Origin of the sequence: Chitinophaga sp. 30R24 (genome assembly GCF_049056765.1) — a bacterium.
Lineage (GTDB): Bacteria > Bacteroidota > Bacteroidia > Chitinophagales > Chitinophagaceae > Chitinophaga.
This window is the reverse complement of sequence record NZ_JBJGXX010000003.1, coordinates 421,931-440,487: the sequence shown is the minus strand read 5'-3', so window position 1 is coordinate 440,487 and position 18,557 is coordinate 421,931. Positions and strand designations below refer to the sequence as shown.

Annotated in this window: 11 protein-coding genes; 3 read left to right on the top strand and 8 right to left on the bottom strand. The window is 42.4% G+C overall.

Translation table 11 applies throughout. The features are described 5' to 3' along the window. Positions 1-21 precede the first annotated feature (21 nt). The 6 genes from ACDQ55_RS11965 to aspA all read right to left on the bottom strand — a co-directional run bounded on the left by ACDQ55_RS11965 (position 22) and on the right by aspA (position 12,883). Complete coding sequence (locus tag ACDQ55_RS11965) at positions 22-513, bottom strand: hypothetical protein (RefSeq protein WP_420981625.1); 492 nt, start codon at positions 511-513, stop codon at positions 22-24. Between the two features lie 23 nt (positions 514-536). Then, positions 537-6,137 (bottom strand): PA14 domain-containing protein, encoded by a 5,601-nt coding sequence (locus tag ACDQ55_RS11960; RefSeq protein WP_420981624.1) that lies wholly within the window; start codon positions 6,135-6,137, stop codon positions 537-539. A gap of 57 nt (positions 6,138-6,194) precedes the next feature. Further along, positions 6,195-7,280 carry a hypothetical protein gene (locus ACDQ55_RS11955; protein WP_420981623.1) on the bottom strand — a complete coding sequence of 362 codons (1,086 nt, stop codon included), beginning with the start codon at positions 7,278-7,280 and terminating at the stop codon, positions 6,195-6,197. Positions 7,281-7,289: 9 nt separating this feature from the next. Next, positions 7,290-9,515: a hypothetical protein gene (locus ACDQ55_RS11950; protein WP_420981622.1), complete on the bottom strand. Its 2,226-nt coding sequence runs from the start codon at positions 9,513-9,515 to the stop codon at positions 7,290-7,292. A gap of 478 nt (positions 9,516-9,993) precedes the next feature. Continuing rightward, positions 9,994-11,334, bottom strand: a complete 1,341-nt coding sequence (locus ACDQ55_RS11945) for an anaerobic C4-dicarboxylate transporter family protein (protein WP_420981621.1) — start codon at positions 11,332-11,334, stop codon at positions 9,994-9,996. 145 nt (positions 11,335-11,479) lie between these two features. Next, positions 11,480-12,883, bottom strand: a complete 1,404-nt coding sequence (gene aspA, locus ACDQ55_RS11940; protein WP_420981620.1) for an aspartate ammonia-lyase — start codon at positions 12,881-12,883, stop codon at positions 11,480-11,482. Positions 12,884-13,041: 158 nt separating this feature from the next. Here aspA and ACDQ55_RS11935 point away from each other — a divergent pair, with 158 nt between their 5' ends. Next, on the top strand, positions 13,042-14,121 hold the full coding sequence (locus tag ACDQ55_RS11935) for a lipase family protein (protein WP_420981619.1): 1,080 nt from the start codon (positions 13,042-13,044) through the stop codon (positions 14,119-14,121). Here the strand turns inward: ACDQ55_RS11935 and ACDQ55_RS11930 are convergent. Beyond that, a complete protein-coding gene (locus ACDQ55_RS11930) occupies positions 14,118-14,660 on the bottom strand; it encodes a hypothetical protein (RefSeq protein ID WP_420981618.1) in 543 nt (180 codons plus the stop codon). The genes ACDQ55_RS11935 and ACDQ55_RS11930 overlap by 4 nt on opposite strands. Positions 14,661-14,738: 78 nt before the next feature. Continuing rightward, the gene (locus tag ACDQ55_RS11925) at positions 14,739-15,944 is read right to left on the bottom strand and encodes a hypothetical protein (protein WP_420981617.1); all 1,206 of its coding nucleotides are present in this window, start codon (positions 15,942-15,944) and stop codon (positions 14,739-14,741) included. Positions 15,945-16,630: 686 nt separating this feature from the next. On the opposite strand from ACDQ55_RS11925, the gene ACDQ55_RS11920 reads away from it, so the two are divergent. Together ACDQ55_RS11920 and ACDQ55_RS11915 are read left to right on the top strand one after the other, a co-directional pair. Further along, entirely contained in the window at positions 16,631-17,236 is a 606-nt protein-coding gene (locus tag ACDQ55_RS11920) for a TetR/AcrR family transcriptional regulator (protein ID WP_420981616.1), read from the top strand. A gap of 49 nt (positions 17,237-17,285) precedes the next feature. Beyond that, positions 17,286-18,548, top strand: coding sequence for an MFS transporter (locus ACDQ55_RS11915; RefSeq protein WP_420981615.1), 1,263 nt, complete (start codon positions 17,286-17,288; stop codon positions 18,546-18,548). Positions 18,549-18,557: the final 9 nt, after the last annotated feature.

The following is an 18,557-nucleotide window of genomic DNA, read 5'->3' as shown; positions in this document are numbered from 1 at the left end:
CTTTAACAATTTGTTTCGGGCTTAATTGATCCTTGTATAATGGCAGATATATTTTATTTTTACCGGCGTGCCTGTAGCCAGGTCTGTATACCCTGCCACCAGTGGGCCGGCAGACAATTGACCATTCTTGTCAAATGAATAATACCATCTTAATACTGGCCCTTCTTCCTGCTGCTTAGCCGGGTTTAAAGGCGTTTGCTTTAACTCCAGTAAACCGGCATCCATTTGCGTATAGTGCCAACCTTCCCGGCTATAACGCCGTTTAATCAAACAATCATCATCTGAAAACACCATGTTCAGAAATACCATTCCATTAATTGCAGCAATAGAATCAGCAGAAGTGATCTCTTTTGTTTGTAACAGATTGCCCTGTTGCATATGATATACTTCCATCGACACACGCCTGATCTGCCATTCTCCTTTCAGTCTTACATCGTTCGCTACAGGTTGCTGGGCAACAACACCTACCCCAGTTAACATCAATAGTATAAATACAATATTCCGGATACTCATAACTTTTATTTTAAATTAAAACATCACTGATAAACGCAGTTAGTAATAGATTTTTTAGCATCCTCCACATGCCAGTTTTGCTTATACTCTACCATAGATGCGTTAATAATATGCTTATGTTTATCAATAACCAGGGAATAACCATTCACCGTTTTTTCTAAAGGATTTTTCATCATGGTTACCGTACCAATGGCAGCGCCGATATTTCTTCTGCCAGAACGTATCACTTTCATCGTAATATCATTACCTGTTACCGGCGAACCATCCTTATTCATGAAATAAATATTGGGCGTCCCTCCATTGAGCGCATTCGCGTCTACCGCCCATATCTTTGAACTTCCGGGGAAGCTGGCCAATTCTGTAGCACAAGCTGCTGTATCTACCTGTATTCTGCTATACATAATAATTTCATCGCCAGAGGTGAAATAATCAGACACAGTGGCGGGAGACAAATTATTTAACAGCTTGCCTGCCTTTATATTGATATGTTCCAAAGTGGTATTGATATTTTTGTAAGCCCCACTCATACCATCGTATGCCCAGGCTGCAGGATAAGTGAACTGATAGATAGCGTCTCCAAATTCATTTTGGGTGGCAGTCAGCAATACACTACCCGTTTCACTGTCGAATAGCAGATTCCGTGTAGTAACCTTACTTCCTTTATTGGTAACCACTACACTATCCAGTATGCCATGGCGGTAAAGCACTTTGGTGGCAGAAGAAGAACGGAATTTCTTTTCTTCGTTCTGCGGAAACACCAGGCCAAATCCTGTTGTAGATAATAGCCCCGCAAAAAATCCGTCCGTACCTGCACTATAACTCATCCCCTCTGTTTTGGATACCTGTTCTCTCATATCCATCATCAATTCAGCATCCAATCCAATGATAGCATTGTTATTGATTACTCCTTGTGCGTTTATGGACAATACCCGGTTATCCAAATGCTTGAATTCACTGTTTTGGTCTGCTACCCGGTAATAATTAGTTGTAGAAGAAATTGGCTCCGCTCCTCCTTCAGCATACACTGCCTGCGACTTCATTTTACCGTTCATATCATTCAGTTCCACCACAAAACCCTGACTCATTACCAGGTGATTCGCTGCATTTACCTTTAAGATATTACCTAACCTGGGGGTATAATTCATACGGGTATTGCCGTCGAATTCGGAGGCAGTTACAAAAGTGGGAAAGTCGTAGGCCGTATAAAAACAGGTTTCTTCATAACCATTGGCAGACCTGGTATTCTTTGTATGGATAGAACGGCTCCGTACTTTACTATATCCCACCGAGGCGGCAGGAAACAGGGATTCACCGAGTGGGGTTTCCACATAACTGCTTACATCCGGGATCAGTTTCCCAATCTGCTCTTTATATATCAAAGGAGTGCGCCAGGGATTATCCTCGCCACCCAGAATAGGCTCATAAGCAGCTACTCCACTGCTGATCTCCGTGGGTTTACCATTTATCACCTTAGTGGTGGTATAACTATAAACGGTGCCATATAAAGATTCCTTCTGGCCTGTCATAGCATTCCAGTTGTCATAAATCAATATGCTTTTAACCCGCAAACCGCCGCCATATTTTTTATAAAACGGCTCATTAAGACGTGCAAAAGAGCGGCTCAGGTCGAGGTCTCTTGCGGCACCACGTTTCCTGGCATTAGCAGGAAAACCCTGCAATTCGCCATGAATAGATGTTACCAATGTGCTCAACATCCTAATAGCCGCTTCGCCCGTAAGATCATTCCCTACTTCTGAACCAGGATAAGCTTTGAAAGGCAGATTTACTTTCAGGTATTGTATAGCCGCATTAGCCAACGGGCTAAATTTCCAGCCTTCATCTCCGTCTAGCTCCACCGGTTTCACCTTTACATAAATGGTGTTGCCATTATTGTAAAACCCATAATCACTGCTGTCCAGAAAAGCGTAACAGGGGATATACTCTGATCCATTATCTGGCCGGGATGTTTCTATGGGCATTTGCACATTGAGCCGGAAAAACAGGGTATCATGCAGTCCCTCGAGATAGGTATTATATACTTCTTGTTTGGAAGTTACCGGCTTAGGCACATTAAAAGATACATACAGGTAATCATGTATAGCACCCGGCGCTCTGGAATAAAGGCTATTGGAAAGGTCTCCTAAAGAGGATGGCCGGTCTTTAGAAAGCCCTGCAATGGGCGTCATCTGTGCCGCACGGCGGTTTTGCACATAAGCATAATCATCACTCTCGTAATTGATCTTCATACGCCCGCCGGAAGGAAGCTTAATAGAATCCAATGTCCAGGCAGCGGCATTAGCCGCCATCACTGAACTATCCTGTAAAGAATAAGGATATTCTGGATTAGTGATCAGATGTTGGCGGGAAGAGCCAGGATTCTGTAACGGATCTTTATAGTTTCCCCAACGATCGAACGACTTTCCATTATACGAAGGATTTTTGCTGTTATAATAAAACACATAGCTATTCTGCCTTGCCCGGTCCGGATTCTTACTTAGATTACCATTATAGGAAAACCAGATCCGCTTCAGGGTCAGCTTACCGCTGTCATTTACTGGCGCATTAATGCCCCTACATAACTCATAGGTGTAATCGAAATGGACCGTTTTAATAGGCACCGCTTTTTGGCCATATTTGAGAAAATCTGCCTTGGTATATAAGTTGATTTCATCCAGTTTTTTAGGCAAGCCACTACCATTTATTTTCACCCCGCCCTCTGTGATCGGCAATAAATCTGCCCGGTCGCTCACTTTAAAGGTGGCCACCATATTTTTAGATACAATAGAATTGAGGTACCACAATTCTTTCTCTCCATACACATAACTTCCCTTATCATCTTTAAAATTAGCTTTCACACCTTCATTAAAGCTCACTTTATTACTATAAGGCGTTCTCCACTTATAGGCATAAGCATTTCCGGCAGTTTTTGAATAATTAAATTTCACTGCGTTGCCGGGGTCATCATCTGATATACCATTACCGGTAAGATCCACATAATCAGGAGATACAATACCAGTAAGTAGGAAAGTATGCGCATAAGCAGGCATTTTCTCTTTGCTCAAATAATTGTCATTTCCTTTCCTATTTAGTGTAGTGTTATCGATGCCAGGTGTATAATTGGCAGTACCTTCCTCTGTATTACCATCCTCATGGTTTACAGAAAAAGTGGCATCCCGCTGTAACAAGTTATATACCGGTAATCCATATACGTATTTTTGTCCATCCGGATTTAATACGTCTATTTCTGATATATGATGAGGTTTACGGAAATCATTCACTCTTCTTTCCAGCGAAAAAGCCCCCTGGGATAAAGTGTCTATAGTTTCCGGCAAATAGAAATTGTCTATCGATACAGGCATTCCATTACATCGCCAATCCATTTTAAATACCCCATCTTTGGATCCATTATAGTACTCTATCTTAATATTATACATCTTCCCAGCCTCCAGGTTTACAGTTCCGGTATGATGTTCATAACCATAATCCTTATCCCACTTCTCCATAAACAAACTATCATTAATATACAGCCTGAATCTATCGTTGTTAATAGTATTGATCGTGTACTTACCTGTTAGTGGCGCTTTAAGACGGGAGAAAAACCGGATATAAAGCGATACTTCTTTAGGACCGGTGGTAAATATTGCGGGATTTGACCTTGCCCATAGGTCCCTTAAAAAGTCAAAGTTAATATCACTGAAAGTAACGCCTGCAAACTGGTTTTCCGGGGCAAAACCACGATTATTATACAGATCACCCCAAAATCCCTGTTTATTCTCAAGGTTATCGGGCATACTTACCTCGCAGCTGTTCAGGGTATATTGATTGAGCTTATAGTTTTCTATAAACTTAGACAGTCCAACCTCACCGGCTTCCGCCGCTGTCAGATAGGTAATTAATTGTGTACGTTTATCCCGGTCTATTTTACGTGTATTTGTAGCCGTTAATGGAAGCTTATCTGTAATTTTACCTCCACGGTACCTGAGCAGATTCCCTGTAGTAGCGATATGTTTAGTCTGGTTTCCTGTAATTTCAGGCACTACTATATCATCTTCTCCTATTGTTTCATAAAAACGACTGTTATTAATTGCCATTTCACCTGGGTTACGGAAGTATACCGGCTCATAATCCTTGTCAATAGTAGTAAAATTGATATTCTTCGCTAATGGGTTATCATCTACCCACGGTCCGTTTACTGAATAAGAATGCGTCTGATTAAAATCAGCGCCCGCATGAAAGAGATTCCCAGCTCCCAACTCCACACTTCCGCTCAAGGATTTATCACGGGTCCGCATCGGATGATCAAATACATAACCTATATCATTTCTATATCCCCTGAACATACCACCGGTACCCTCGCCGGTAATAGAAAAAGCATCGTAGGTGTAATAGGGTAATGCAATGCTACGATTACCTGCCTGTACAGGAATTTCCTTTTCCCGGTTATAGTCCAGTAAAGCATTCATTTTTACAGCGCCACTATAAAGGTTGAGATACCCATAAGCCGGCAACCGCTGCAATGTATCCGGATTCGCAATATATTGTGAGGTCACATATCCGCTTAAACCATAATTCGGGTATAAGCTAAATAACTCTCCCCCTAAACTGAATTTACCCGTATAGCTCTCACTGGTATATGGCATACTAATAGTAGGCGTATAAGTGGGAGAAACAAAACTCACCTCACCGGAAATACCCAGAGAGGCATAACCGTTTACGCTTAAATTCTTAGTAAGCTTTTCAAAATGCTGATACCCTTGAACTCCTGCTGAAAATTGCAGCGCTTTCATACCACCCCTGCTGTTAAAAGGCTGGCCAACAGTGATACTGCCGCCAAATCCGCCATCATCATTTTTTATCTTAGAGAAAAATGAAAAACCCAGGCTGGGATTAATGGTAGTTCCACCCTGGCTACTCTGTGAAATCCCCAGGCTAGCTGTTAAAGGACCATCTGATTGAGACCCGCTACGGATAGTGGCATTAATCCCCTGTTCCATTCCCCATCCGCGGTAATTATTATAAAACAATCCCACATTGGCGGTAAAATTAATAGGAGTACCTGAAATCTTCGCACCGAAGCTACCATCTACACCGATGGTTCGATTCGTCTTTACATACATGGTTTTCTCTATCGAATCTTTACCATTAAAATCGTCCGGTAAGCCTCTCACATTCCGGGTAATGGAACCTGGATTAATGTTCCAGCCTAAACCTGTCCAGCTGGCCTCCTGATCCATCGTTATACCGCTGTTGTAACCAATGGCAATAGGATATCCTCCCACATCTATTAACGGAATGCTATAGGAAAAATCACCGCTGAAAAGATTCACCATCTTATCGCTGTTTACAGAATGAAAAGCTTCTGTTTCTGGCTGGGTAGGCCCTCCTTCCTGGTGATCTGCTTTAAGCGCCCTTTCAGAGAAGTCCACTGACGGACTTATCCCTTGTTTTTTTATTCCGGCACTTACAGGCAATACAGTTGTAACAGGTACTATAGCTGGCATGCTATAATGGTACCCTCCTGGCTTCCCAACGGCATAAGTAGGGATCACCATTTCAAAATAGATCAGGGAAAGCATTATACTCGCCGTCAATTTCTTCCTTTTTGCAACAAGCGCAAGTATCATCTCACTTTATTTTATAGGTATAAGGTGTTATCTGTTTTATTCTTTTCAGGGTTAATTCTATTTGATGCAAATAAACTTCATCTGCCAGTATTCATTTCTTCCATTCAATAGCCGAAATAGATATACTTTGTCACTTCTTAGTCCTTTCTTCTTTCCCATGGGTATATCCAGATAGTTGTTACCCCGCTTTAATGCCAGGGTGCCTGTAAAAACAATTTTATTTGTATTATCCTGCAACAACAGTTCATAGCGCGCAGTAGTATCTCCGGTTTCATTATTATAGCCCACCTTTATTTCCTCACCACAACGTACCACGGCGCCATCCAATTCTTTTCTTAACTGTACATAAGCGCCCTCCAGGCTAGCAGCTGTATTAGTAATGCCTTTTACCCGGAACGTCCATGTTTCCGTTTGAGCGGCAAACAAATTACCATTACGTGCTATTACTGTCCAGGCATACGTAGTAGCGGTATCCAACGGAGTAGCGCCGGATGGATAGTTCATAAATATGTTTCGCAGGGCAGGAGATCTTAGCACTGGTATATTTTGCTGTACTGCCTCTTCCGGAGATTGATTGCCATGAACCTCTGCCAGGATCATTTCGTAATTCAGGTCACTGAACATATTTATAGGTGCAGGCGGCAACCAGGTAAACTGTGGCGATGCAATTTGCAACTCACTCTGATTGGCCGGGCTATTCAGCAATGGCGGACTTACCGGCTCAATAGTAAAAGGAATACAATCTTCTCCCGGCTGATAACCTGATTTATCCCCTTCTACGATCAGGCTATAACAGGCCAGGTAATTACCTGCTGACAAAAAACCATTCACACTCCGGTCTATTACCGGCGAAAGGTACTCGTATTGTACCGGCATAAAATCAGATGCCTGTAATTGCCGGGCTCCTTTATTCATTACGATAGTGCGGGTAATCCCTGTGAGCACCGGCTGATTGGTATGCGCATCTGTTAAACGCATGGTGATCCGTACATTTACAGTAGCATTAGAAGCTGATACCAATACAATATTCCACAACTGCGCCTTCAGCAACACACCTGCTGGCGGTAATTGTATTGTCATACTAACCTGTGCGAACGTACGAAAGCAACACAGTAACAATACCAGAAATAGGGATTTCTTCATATACAGTTCTTAAAATACTTTGGTATAGGTTAATCGTCCCGTTTTATTGGGTACGAGTTGTTTATTTACGCCAGGCACAAAACCTTTATCTCCGGATACAGTTATCCCTCCGAATTTCCCTATGCTAATCCTTGTATTGACCGCATAACCAAGCTGACGCACTTCAAATTCAGTTTGATAATTATACTTTATTCCTCCTCCTGCTTCCAGCCAGGAACATAGCTTATATTGCAGGTTAGCATCTGCCCCATATACTATATAATCGGTAGTGGTAGCAGATGATAGCCCTCCATTGAGTGTGAGCTTGTCCAGGAAAAGCGTTTGGTTCATCAATAAATTAGTACTATTGAAATACACAAAGTTGCTATCAGACTGGTGGTTATAAAATCTTGTTGCGGAGAAAATAGTATTCATATTAATACCCCTAAACTGGTAGAAGTAGCTTCCTGTAGCCACTAGCGTGTAATAAAGATTCTCCATATATTTACCCTCACTCAGTTTCATGAGCTGTGAAGAAGGAAAATACCCCAACGAGAGTACTGGCCATTTCCTGCGACGGAAAGCGGCTTGTATACTTTTGAAAATAGTATTACTCCTGTAATTGGCGTTATCAAAAACACTAGTGTATACATTTTGTCTCACACTACCTATAAGCGTTACTTGTTGCTTAAAAAAAGGTTGTGTTACCTGTAACATCCAGGCATCTTGCGCTGCACCAGTGGCATACAGGCTAAATGATTGAAAATTGGCCCCCATTCTTTTGTACATACCATTAATCCGTGTAGTAGTTAATGGTATAAACGAAAAGCCACTTATGGCATAAGCTTCGTTACTATGATCGCTAAACCCAAGCATGCTACTTCCTAATCCTTGATGTTGTATATTACGGGCATAATAAGGTAATGAAGACTTAGCTACTTCTCCTGACAGATAATTGTTCTTACCCAACTGCCACCGTCCTTCAAGAGATACTCCCATTATATTATAGTCCGGGGACTCCACATTACCTCCAACCGGCGAATCAGTATTGAAATTGTAGATCTGTTTTTTACCTATATAATAAGAAAGGATTACGTGGTTCCCTTCTTTCATACCTGTACCTACACGGATCATATTCATATATTGACGGATACGGTTGTCATTCACAACAAAATCCCGAAAACGGTAATCTACCTCTCCCGTAGCAAAAGCTACATACCAGGAAGGGTTCACTTCTGCCTGCACTCCCATAATACTAATGTTTTTCGCCGTGAGCTCAGAATAATCCACCATAGTCCGGCCCAACCCTAAAGACTTTAATGCCAACATAGTTTTATACCCCTTTGGCAAAATGGAATCTGGCAGGTTTAAGTATTCCAGCTTATCTATAAGCTCCTGATCATTACGGCTATGTTGCAAAGCATCCATTAAAGAACCCTTACGGGCGCCATAAGATTTCTCTTTCTGATGGAATGTATATTCATTCTTAACATATAATTGCTGCAAAGAGTCGAGCAATATCTTTTTCTCTTCATATTCCTTTCGGAAGAGTGTCAACAAGCTATCTTTATACAAGGAGGCGCCTTCTGGAAGACCTACTAATGCTTCTCTCTCCTTCATCTCTGCCATTTTCTGCAGTTGCGCCGGCGCAGTAAACCAGGATTGCAATTTATTAAGCTCATTCCAATCTGTATCTAATTTATTCTTCCATTGATCCAGGGCTATTTTTTGTTTTAATTTACCCGCATCCCAATTCCTTGCTTTGGTTAGCAATATATTTTTAAAATCCCGGTTAGTATATTGAAAGTTGATACCTGTAATATTACGGAACAACTGGGAATTCCCTTTACTGGTGCTGAACGACAGATGAAGGGGATATTGTTCCTTCATCGTAATATCCAGCGTAGTTTGTAAAGTATGTTGATAAATATCCCGTTCCAGGAATGGTGTATCTACATTTGACTGGTAATATCCATCGTAAGTAACATTGCCATGTATCGTCAATATCGGTTTGTAACTTACTGCTGCTGGCAATGTATCATAATGCTTACGCCTTATCACTTGAGCATGTGTATCTCCTGATGGAGCAGCATATAATACTACCAATACAGGCAATTTCATCTTACATCCCGTGCGTATATAGTAAAAGCCTGTATCAGACACCCTGCCATTGTTATCTGGTAAATGCAATTGTGCCTTACTATCAATTGATAGGATGAAGGATAATATTACTAATATGAGGACATTACTTCTCAAAAGGACTACTTTAGGGTAACTTCGTTAAGCTATTCAGCATATAATGCTATTCCGGATGACCACTGTATCACCCATTAAATTATTGTAACAATTTTTATTCTTTGCTTGTCTGAACTCAGACACTCACCGACGATCCGCTTTACGAAAAACGAAGCAGGATAAAAAGCTACACTTACTAGCGTGTACTCATGATATAGGTATTTTACAAAACTTTCTTTAGATATCTTCTTTCAGAGAGTAACTAAAAGAAAACAGCATAAAATTATCACATGATTATAGATATAGGCATATTTTGAATTAACTTAACAATTTAGTTTTATACTTACGAAGGTTAAAGATATTACCTATAAATTAATTTACAACAATACTATATATATTTTTACAAATAAATAAAGGTGGTATAAATATAATGGTTAAGCATTCCTATTCACACAGCCACCATTTTATTTGCTGCTATCCCAATTCCATAATATTGTTACTACCCTAAAACTCCAATCAGCCAAAATCCTGTTGCCACGGCAACGGCTACACTCACCAGCCCTGGTATCATAAAGCTATGGTTCACCAAAAACCTACCTATATGAGTGCTCCCAGTACGATCAAAGTTAATAGCTGCCAGCAGTGTAGGATAACCAGGCAACACAAAATCACCATTAACGGCAGGGAACATGGCCACGAGATGTGGCGGAATAATACCTAATGAAACGCCCAGCGGCATCAACGCCTTGGTAGTAGCAGCCTGGCTGAAAAGCAGGATGCTCAGGAGAAAAAGCGCAATTGCAAAAGTCCAGGGAGCAGAACGTACCATGTCACCTAATGTATGTTCTATCATACTTGTGTTGGTCTGCATAAAAGTGGCGCTCATCCATACCACACCAAAAATAGATACAACCGCTTGTCCTCCGGAAGTAAATAAGCTGGCTTTGGCAACAGCCGTAGTGGTAGTTTTACAACAAAGAATAATGGCGGCGGCAGCGGCCAGCATTACCAGTTCAATAACAGCAGCCATTTTAATATGCCCTGAGGCATCTACAGCCAGGTTGCCAGCACCTTGGCCAAAGGAAGGTACTATAGCAGGAAAGGCACCAACCAGTACGATAAACAATACGGCCAAGGCAAAAATAAGTACAGAAGTTTTAGCACCGGGCAACAACGGCGCCTGTGTAGATGTCACATCGGCATTAATACTTTCAGCGAATTCCGGGTCTTTCATCTTCTCCAGGAACTGTGGATCTTTATTCAAGTCTTTTCCCTTTTTCCAACATACCACTACACCTGCCAATACCCCCACCAACGTGGCAGGAACACATACTTTTAATATATTCAACAACGTTATCTTACCGTTTAAAATAGTTAACATAGCCGCAGTAGCGGCAGAAATAGGGCTGGCCGTTATGGCCAGGTGGGAAGCTATTACAGAGATACTTAATGCCCTTTCAGGACGGATACGTTTCTTGATAGATACTTCAGAAATAATAGGCAATAAGGAATAGGTAATATGTGCAGTGCCTGCAAATAACGTAAAAATGTAAGTCACTAAAGGGCCTAACAATACAATGAGGGCAGGTTTGCTACGCAGGATTTTCTCTGCCAGCCTCACTAGATAATCCATACCGCCGGCAGCCTGCAAAGTAGCCGCGGTAGTAACTACCGCCAGGATGATCAGCATTACATCTATAGGTGGCTCCGCAGGACGCATCCTGAAAACAAAAATATAAATAGCCAATGCCACCATACCCATCACACCTAACCCTATGCCCTTCATGCGGGCCCCTAACAGGATAGCTCCCAGCAAAATTGCGAATTGTAACCAGATCATATGAAGAAAAGTATACCGGAAGATAATGAATACCAGTTGTAAAACCTACAGTAGTAGATTACTGCCAGGATTCAGCAAACTGATGGCGCCTTGGGGATGGGCGAGCACGCGTTCAGGTAACCATGGCTACCTGAACGCATATATTTTATTGGATAAACTTTGGTCTGATAAGGTTGTCGAAGGTGTAGATCTCATCCCACTTTTCCTGTGTTACCCATTTCTTTTCCTTTACAGCCAGGTCATGCACCGACTTACCCGTTTGTAGGGCTTCGCGGGCAATGGCAGAACATTTTTCGTAACCAATAATAGGATTTAACTGGGTTACTATGCCAATGCTTTGCATCACCATTGATTTAGTATGTTCTGCATTAGCGGTAATACCCACCACACATTTATCCTTTAATGTTTTGCACGCATTGTTCATGTAAGTGATAGAAGTGAACAACGCAAAAGCCAATACCGGCTCCATTACATTGAGTTGCAGCTGTCCTGCCTCTGCTGCCATGGTAACGGTAAGGTCTGCGCCAATTACATAAAAGGCAGTTTGATTAACTAGCTCAGGTATCACAGGATTTACCTTTCCCGGCATAATAGAAGACCCGGGCTGCATAGACGGCAAATTAATTTCGTTTAGTCCTGCCCGTGGCCCTGAGGACAATAAACGTAAATCATTACAGATCTTGGATACTTTCACGGCGGTACGTTTAAGTACGCCAGATAGTTGTACATAAGCGCCGGCATCATAGGTGGCTTCAATTAAATCCCTTGCCAGCACCAGGTCTAAACCAGTAATCTCTGCCAGGTATTTTGTTACTAGCAGTGAATAACTTTCCGGGGCATTTACACCGGTTCCAATAGCAGTAGCACCCATGTTTATTTCTGAGATCAACCTTTTACTTTCTTCCACCCTTGCTAATTCTTCATTGAGATTGGTAGCAAAAGCCTTGAACTCGTCGCCCATACTCATAGGCACTGCATCCTGTAACTGGGTACGTCCCATTTTCAGTACGTCTTTAAATTCTTCCCCCTTAGCACCAAAGGCATCTGCCAATTCTCCCAGCGTAGCCTTATAACCCGTGAGCTTATTGATCAGGGCTATACGAAAAGCAGTAGGGTAAGCATCGTTGGTAGACTGAGAACAATTAACATGGTTGTTCGGATGGCAAAATTCGTACTGTCCCTTCTCCTTGCCCATCATTTCAAGTGCTACATTGGCAATCACTTCGTTGGCATTCATGTTTACAGAAGTACCGGCTCCACCTTGAATCAGGTCGCTCGGAAACTGATCATTGAATTCGCCGGCAATTACGCGGTCGCAAGCCTTAATGATATATGCTGCAATATTTTTATCCAGTACGCCCAGGTCGCGGTTAGCCATAGCTGCTCCTTTCTTTACATAACCCAATGCCTGTACGAATATAGGTTCTTCTTTCAGCTGAATACCGGTAATATGAAAGTTTTCAATTGCACGCAAGGTTTGGATGCCGTAATAAACATCTTGTGGTATTTCCTTCTCTCCAAGGAAATCGTGCTCAATTCTCTTTGCCATATTTAAAGTAATTTAGGCTTGAAAGTTAAACGGATTTAAAACAATGCAACAAGACGAATTGTTTTATTTTATCATAACATGAAACCGTTTTACTTGCATTTCATTTATCATTCATGGCTAGCAATTGTTTTTTATCTATGGCGATTCGTATTTCACTAATGTGTTTTCTAATTTTCTTTTTCGGAAGAAATAATTCCCATGCCCAACATCTTTCCCCTAATTTCAACCCTCAAGAGTATAGTGAACTATTAAAATTAGCCGAACGATTGGCAGATACCCCCTGGACGAAAGTAAAAAGTAAGTTGCCAATCAGTTACTCGCTCATTTACCGCTCTAAAGAAACCGGTTTACAAAACCGCTGGGACCTGTGGCAACGACAGGATAGCGTTGGCATTATCGTAATCCGGGGCACTAATGGCACTGCTACCTCATGGCTGGAAAATTTTTATGCTGGTATGATCCCGGCCTATGGTGTTGTACATCTCAACGACAGTACCATAGTACCCTATAAAGTAGCAGCAGACACCCTGGCGTATGTGCATGCCGGTTGGATGCTGGGGGTAGCTGCAATTGGCCCGGAAATCATCCGGAAAATAAAAGAATATTATCGCCAGGGGATACACGAATATATCATCTTTGGTCATAGCCAGGGCGGCGCAATCAGCCTGTTGTTACGCTCTTACCTGGCGTATACACCGGAGCTGCCTAAAGACCTGGTGTTTAAAACGTATGCCAGTGCCGCACCCAAGCCCGGTAACACAAACTACGCTTATGATTTTGATTACCTGAACCGGGGCGGCTGGGCTATGCGCATTGTAAATACCCGCGACTGGGTACCGGAAACGCCCTTCTCCCTGCAAACCTCGAAAGACTTCCCGTCCATTAATCCCTTCGCTCATGTAAAGGGTACCCTTAAGCACCAAAAATGGCCCGTACGTACCGCCTTGGGGTATATGTACAGCCGTTTAAACCGCCCTCCCCGGATAGCTGCGCGGCGTATGCAAAAGATATTGGGCAAGGTAGCCTACAAACGCGTAAAAAAGATATTGCCGGAGTATCAACGGCCTTCATTTGCTCCCAGCCATAACTATACTCCGGCAGGTACGCCGGTAGTACTCTATCCAGTAAAGGGATACGACGAAAAATTTATTTTCGATGGTAAAAACATTTTCCTGCACCACTCACTGGAAGCATACCGCTGGGAGCTGGAACAGATCTACCAGATAAACGCATATTAGTCGTTGCCGCTTTTCTCTCCGGTAAACCAATGTTCTTTATCCCTGAACAATACGTTGAAAGTGGTCAGTGAGCCATAAATGCGGGTAATGTACTGTTGGAGGTTGATCTTTTCTTCATCTGTAAGCACCTTATGGCTATTGATGTTTTGTTCAAGCACACGAAGCCGGTCACGCAGCATCACAATTTTATGAAAGAAAGTGTCTATAGGCAGTTCCTTGGGCTTTAATGCAGGATCTCCGGGTTGCAGAATCAGGGTGCCATTTTTCCAGCGATCGCCTAAGGATACTACTTCTGTAATGCCTCCCCACAGTCGCAGGATCTTTAACAAAGAGGTTTCTACATCAGACGCTGTTTCTACTTCGGGGGTGGTATTTTCTGCTACCAATACTTCAAAGAGGGGATCTGTTTTGTCGATCATTTTAATGCCATGATCCATAAAGGTAACCCGGTATTGGGCATATTTAACCGCTACAATTACACCGGGACCAAAATGTGCGTGCTGTACTCTGGAGCCAACGCCGAGTGAAAGTTCTTCCATGATAAAAAGAGATTTGATATTTTGTTACCTGGTTATTGCGATAATATAACCAGGTAACAAAATAACTAAATCCCAGATTTATTCTTTCACCTTATTCAAAAAGTAAGACAATTTAAACAGCAATTCATCCTGTAAACCAGCGCGCAGCTTGGCTTCATCATCTGTAATGCCTAAGCGGCGTAAACGTTGATAATAAACATAAGATCCGCCTATCAGTTCCAGGCATTCTTGTATTTTACGTTTTACTTCCGCTTCTTTGGTCCGTTTTTCAAATTCTTTCTTGGTAAGGATCTTATCTACAAAATAGAAATTATCCTTGTCTTCCACCCATTTATTGCCTTTACGGTGCTGTGGTTTATAAACTTCCAGGTAACAGTTGTCTAGCTTTAATACGTCGCCGAACTCTGCCCGTATATCTATCACTGTTGGCTTTTCTGCAGAAGGGTTAGCGAGGCGCTTTTTGATATGGTTACTGATTTCCATACCCAGTTCATCGCTGCTCATCAGTATTTGGTTAAGCTCAGAAAACTCAAGGCTGATAGTAATACGGGAGTATCCTCTACCACTCTTAATTTTTCCGAATAAACTAGGAGTAGTTTGTTCATCAAAAATGATGTCTTCTACTTGTACTTTCGTAATCGTTTTATAATTAGGGGTATACCCTTCTTCCAGAGGGGTAGCCCGTTTGTTAACCAACCTATCCGGTTCCTGGCGGCGGGTAAATGGTATAAACTCATCAATAAAGCGCAGCTCTTGCTTTTTCAGCTTGGCATACAGCTCATGCGTAGTATGGTTATGTATTTTACTTAACAGCATCAGATCATTCCAACTATCAAAATGCTGCATCTTTTTTAGTTCATCCAATATATCTCCGGCTGCCATATTCCGTTTGTAGAAGAGCTCTCCCAATAGAAAAAGTGCATATTCCTGCGCAGGATACCCCAACTCTGGCAATACATCATAAGGGCTACGTTTCTGCTCACGGGCACTTTCCAAAAGATCGATATCGGACATAACTGGGGCAAGCAGGTATTTACGGGCGGCTGCACGCAGCTTTTTACTCACATAGTCCAACAACTGATCGCTTACGTGGCCATGATGCACAAAATCGTGCAAAATTTGCACAAAACGCCGTGAGGTAGGTAATCCAAACTGTGATAAAATATCATTTTCCATGTCCATCACGTCCTCAAAGCCAGGCTCCTCCTTTCCAGGCTTCACCCGTTGATCCATTTGTTGGTAACGCTGATAATACTCCTGCAATTTCAGTTTAAGCTGATCCATAATGTATACACAATTAAAATTAAATACTTATAATAAATATTCGTTGGCAGTAATCGCTAATTGTTAATATTTCGTATTGGTTAACATTTCCTCTCTCTAAAGCATTAAAACACACTAAAACAGCCCAGTTAAGGCGCCGTCCTAAACAACATTCAACTGATAATCAAACAATTATAAAACTGGGAATGGAATGGGAAAGTCCGCAAAGATACATCTTTTCCACACCTGAACAAAACCCACAAAGAATTTTGAAACTTCTTTTTTCAAAGATAATAAAGCCTGTTATCAGGCCGTTGGCAGCGGCCGCTTAAGTGCTAATTTCATTTTAAAAATCGTATTTATTACAGCCGTTAAAGAGGCCATAATAGTAGATTCAGACAGGAAACCAAACAATTTCAAGTAGGCCTTTATTTATTTTAATGTAAAAAGTCCAATGCCTGTAAAAGCAAACTCCTTATAGCAGCAATAAAGATAGGCATCCTAAATAATATCTAAGAGGCTATCTAAGAACAGTTCATATACAACTTGTGATTGCGGGCATGCAATCCCGTCGCCCAACTCTGCAACTAAAAACGGAATTGTAAAAATAAAATCATATCAATAGAAAACGTTTCAACATTTTTTGTTCAATTGTCTAAAATAACCTACTCTTGTATTACTAAAATTCCTCCCTTATGCCGGCGAGCATGTATACTAAAGAAGATTTAATGCAGCAACAGATTCTGGCGGTGGCTAAACGCTTGTTCCAGCTATATGGCTTAGCTAAGGTGACGATGGATGATATAGCTAAAGCAATCGGCAAAGGCCGGAGCTCACTTTATTACTATTATAAAAGTAAGGATGAAATTTTCGATGCGGTTGTAATGATAGAAATTCGTGAAATGCTGACAGCAATGACCCACGCTGTTGATCAGGCATCCGGCATTGAACAAAAACTTCGTGCTTTCTTTCTCACCAAACTGGAGGTACTTCGTGAAAAAAGAGCTTTTTTTAAGATGCTCGACGTAGGTATGGATGCTGAGGCCCTATCCAATTTCAATAAAACTAAGGTTGTTCATCATCATCTGATTATCCGGCAGGAAAGCACTTTGCTGGAGCAATTGCTCACGGATGGCATGAACAAAGGCGAACTGCGTAAGATGTCAGCTTCAGAACTGGAGGTGCTCATCTTGGTACTGCTTAGCAGCCTGCGTGGATTAAAGCGCGAACTGGATTTGGAAAGTGATTCTGAAAAGGTTGTGCCTGCAGTAAATACGTTTACCCGCATGGCCATGTACGGGCTAAAGCATTAATTTTTTTAGCCCTATTTCGACAAAATGACAATATTGTCTAAACGAAAATATGAAAAACGAACGAACCAGAGATACTTTCCGCGCATTCCGGAACCGGAACTATGCTTTGTTTTTTGCCGGGCAGTCTGTTTCCCAAATCGGTACCTGGATGCAACGGACGGCCATTATCTGGGTTATCTACTCGTTAACCCATTCTGCCGCCATGATCGGCCTTGCCATGTTTGCGCAGCAGTTCCCCTCTTTTTTGCTATCGTTGGCAGGGGGCGTAGTTGCCGATCGTTACAGTCGTTACAGAATATTGCTGATTACGCAAACCGCCTCCATGTTGCAGGCCATTTTGCTGGCAGTCTTGGTACTGAGCGGTCACTATGTTATTTGGGAAATACTCTCGCTGGGCGCCGTTTTAGGCATTATCAACGCCTTCGACGTCCCGGCCCGGCAGCCGATGGTGCACGAGATGGTCAACAATAAAGAAGATCTGGCTAATGCCATTTCACTCAATTCCGCTATGGTAAACCTGGCCCGGCTGGTTGGCCCGGCTTTATCGGGTATCGTTCTGCAGCAATTTGGCGCCGGCATTTGTTTTACCATCAACGCCATGAGCTTTTTGGCGGTCATCACATCCCTGCTACTGATGCACTTTCCTCCTTTCGTACCATCGGCGGTAAAGAAAAAGGCTACTGCCGAACTGGCTGAAGGCTTCCACTATCTGAAACAAACCCGCGGTATTGCCATGCTGATTATCTTGCTGGTATGCCTTAGCTTGCTGATTTTACCTTATGACACCCTGGTGCCGGTTTTTGCCAAAGCCATTTTTGAAGGCAATGCCGCTACGTATGGCTATATTACCGGCGCTATCGGGCTGGGTGCACTGGGCGGTACTTTTTTTCTGGCTTCAACCAAAAGAGGCGCTGATCTCCGGAAGTTCCTGCTGGGCAGTATTGTTGTGCTGGGCACGGGACTAGTGCTGTTTTCACGCGCCACCTCTTTCCCGCTTGCACTGCCGTTGGCCATTATAGTCGGTTTGGGATCCCTCACGCCCATGTCGGCTAGTATTACTATCATCCAAACGGAAACCGCTACCCACATGCGGGGTCGGGTTATGAGCTACGTGGCGATGGCATATTTCGGCATGATGCCGCTGGGCAGCTTGCTGATTGGCACCATCTCTCAGAAAATAGGCGCCCCACTCACCATGCTTGGCCAAGGCATCTTAGCGGTATTAATCGCCGTATTATTTGGCAAGCTGTTGTATAAAAGTAAGCCTGAATACCCCATTACAGCAACACCCCCTTTTTCATCACTAAAATAAATTAACCAC

Coding starts and splice junctions, on each gene's coding strand:
- ACDQ55_RS11965 (WP_420981625.1), bottom strand. CDS start 513: ATGAGTATCCGGAATATTGTATTTATACTATTGATGTTAACTGGGGTA.
- ACDQ55_RS11960 (WP_420981624.1), bottom strand. CDS start 6,137: ATGATACTTGCGCTTGTTGCAAAAAGGAAGAAATTGACGGCGAGTATA.
- ACDQ55_RS11955 (WP_420981623.1), bottom strand. CDS start 7,280: ATGAAGAAATCCCTATTTCTGGTATTGTTACTGTGTTGCTTTCGTACG.
- ACDQ55_RS11945 (WP_420981621.1), bottom strand. CDS start 11,334: ATGATCTGGTTACAATTCGCAATTTTGCTGGGAGCTATCCTGTTAGGG.
- aspA (WP_420981620.1), bottom strand. CDS start 12,883: ATGGCAAAGAGAATTGAGCACGATTTCCTTGGAGAGAAGGAAATACCA.
- ACDQ55_RS11935 (WP_420981619.1), top strand. CDS start 13,042: ATGTGTTTTCTAATTTTCTTTTTCGGAAGAAATAATTCCCATGCCCAA.
- ACDQ55_RS11930 (WP_420981618.1), bottom strand. CDS start 14,660: ATGGAAGAACTTTCACTCGGCGTTGGCTCCAGAGTACAGCACGCACAT.
- ACDQ55_RS11925 (WP_420981617.1), bottom strand. CDS start 15,944: ATGGATCAGCTTAAACTGAAATTGCAGGAGTATTATCAGCGTTACCAA.
- ACDQ55_RS11920 (WP_420981616.1), top strand. CDS start 16,631: ATGTATACTAAAGAAGATTTAATGCAGCAACAGATTCTGGCGGTGGCT.
- ACDQ55_RS11915 (WP_420981615.1), top strand. CDS start 17,286: ATGAAAAACGAACGAACCAGAGATACTTTCCGCGCATTCCGGAACCGG.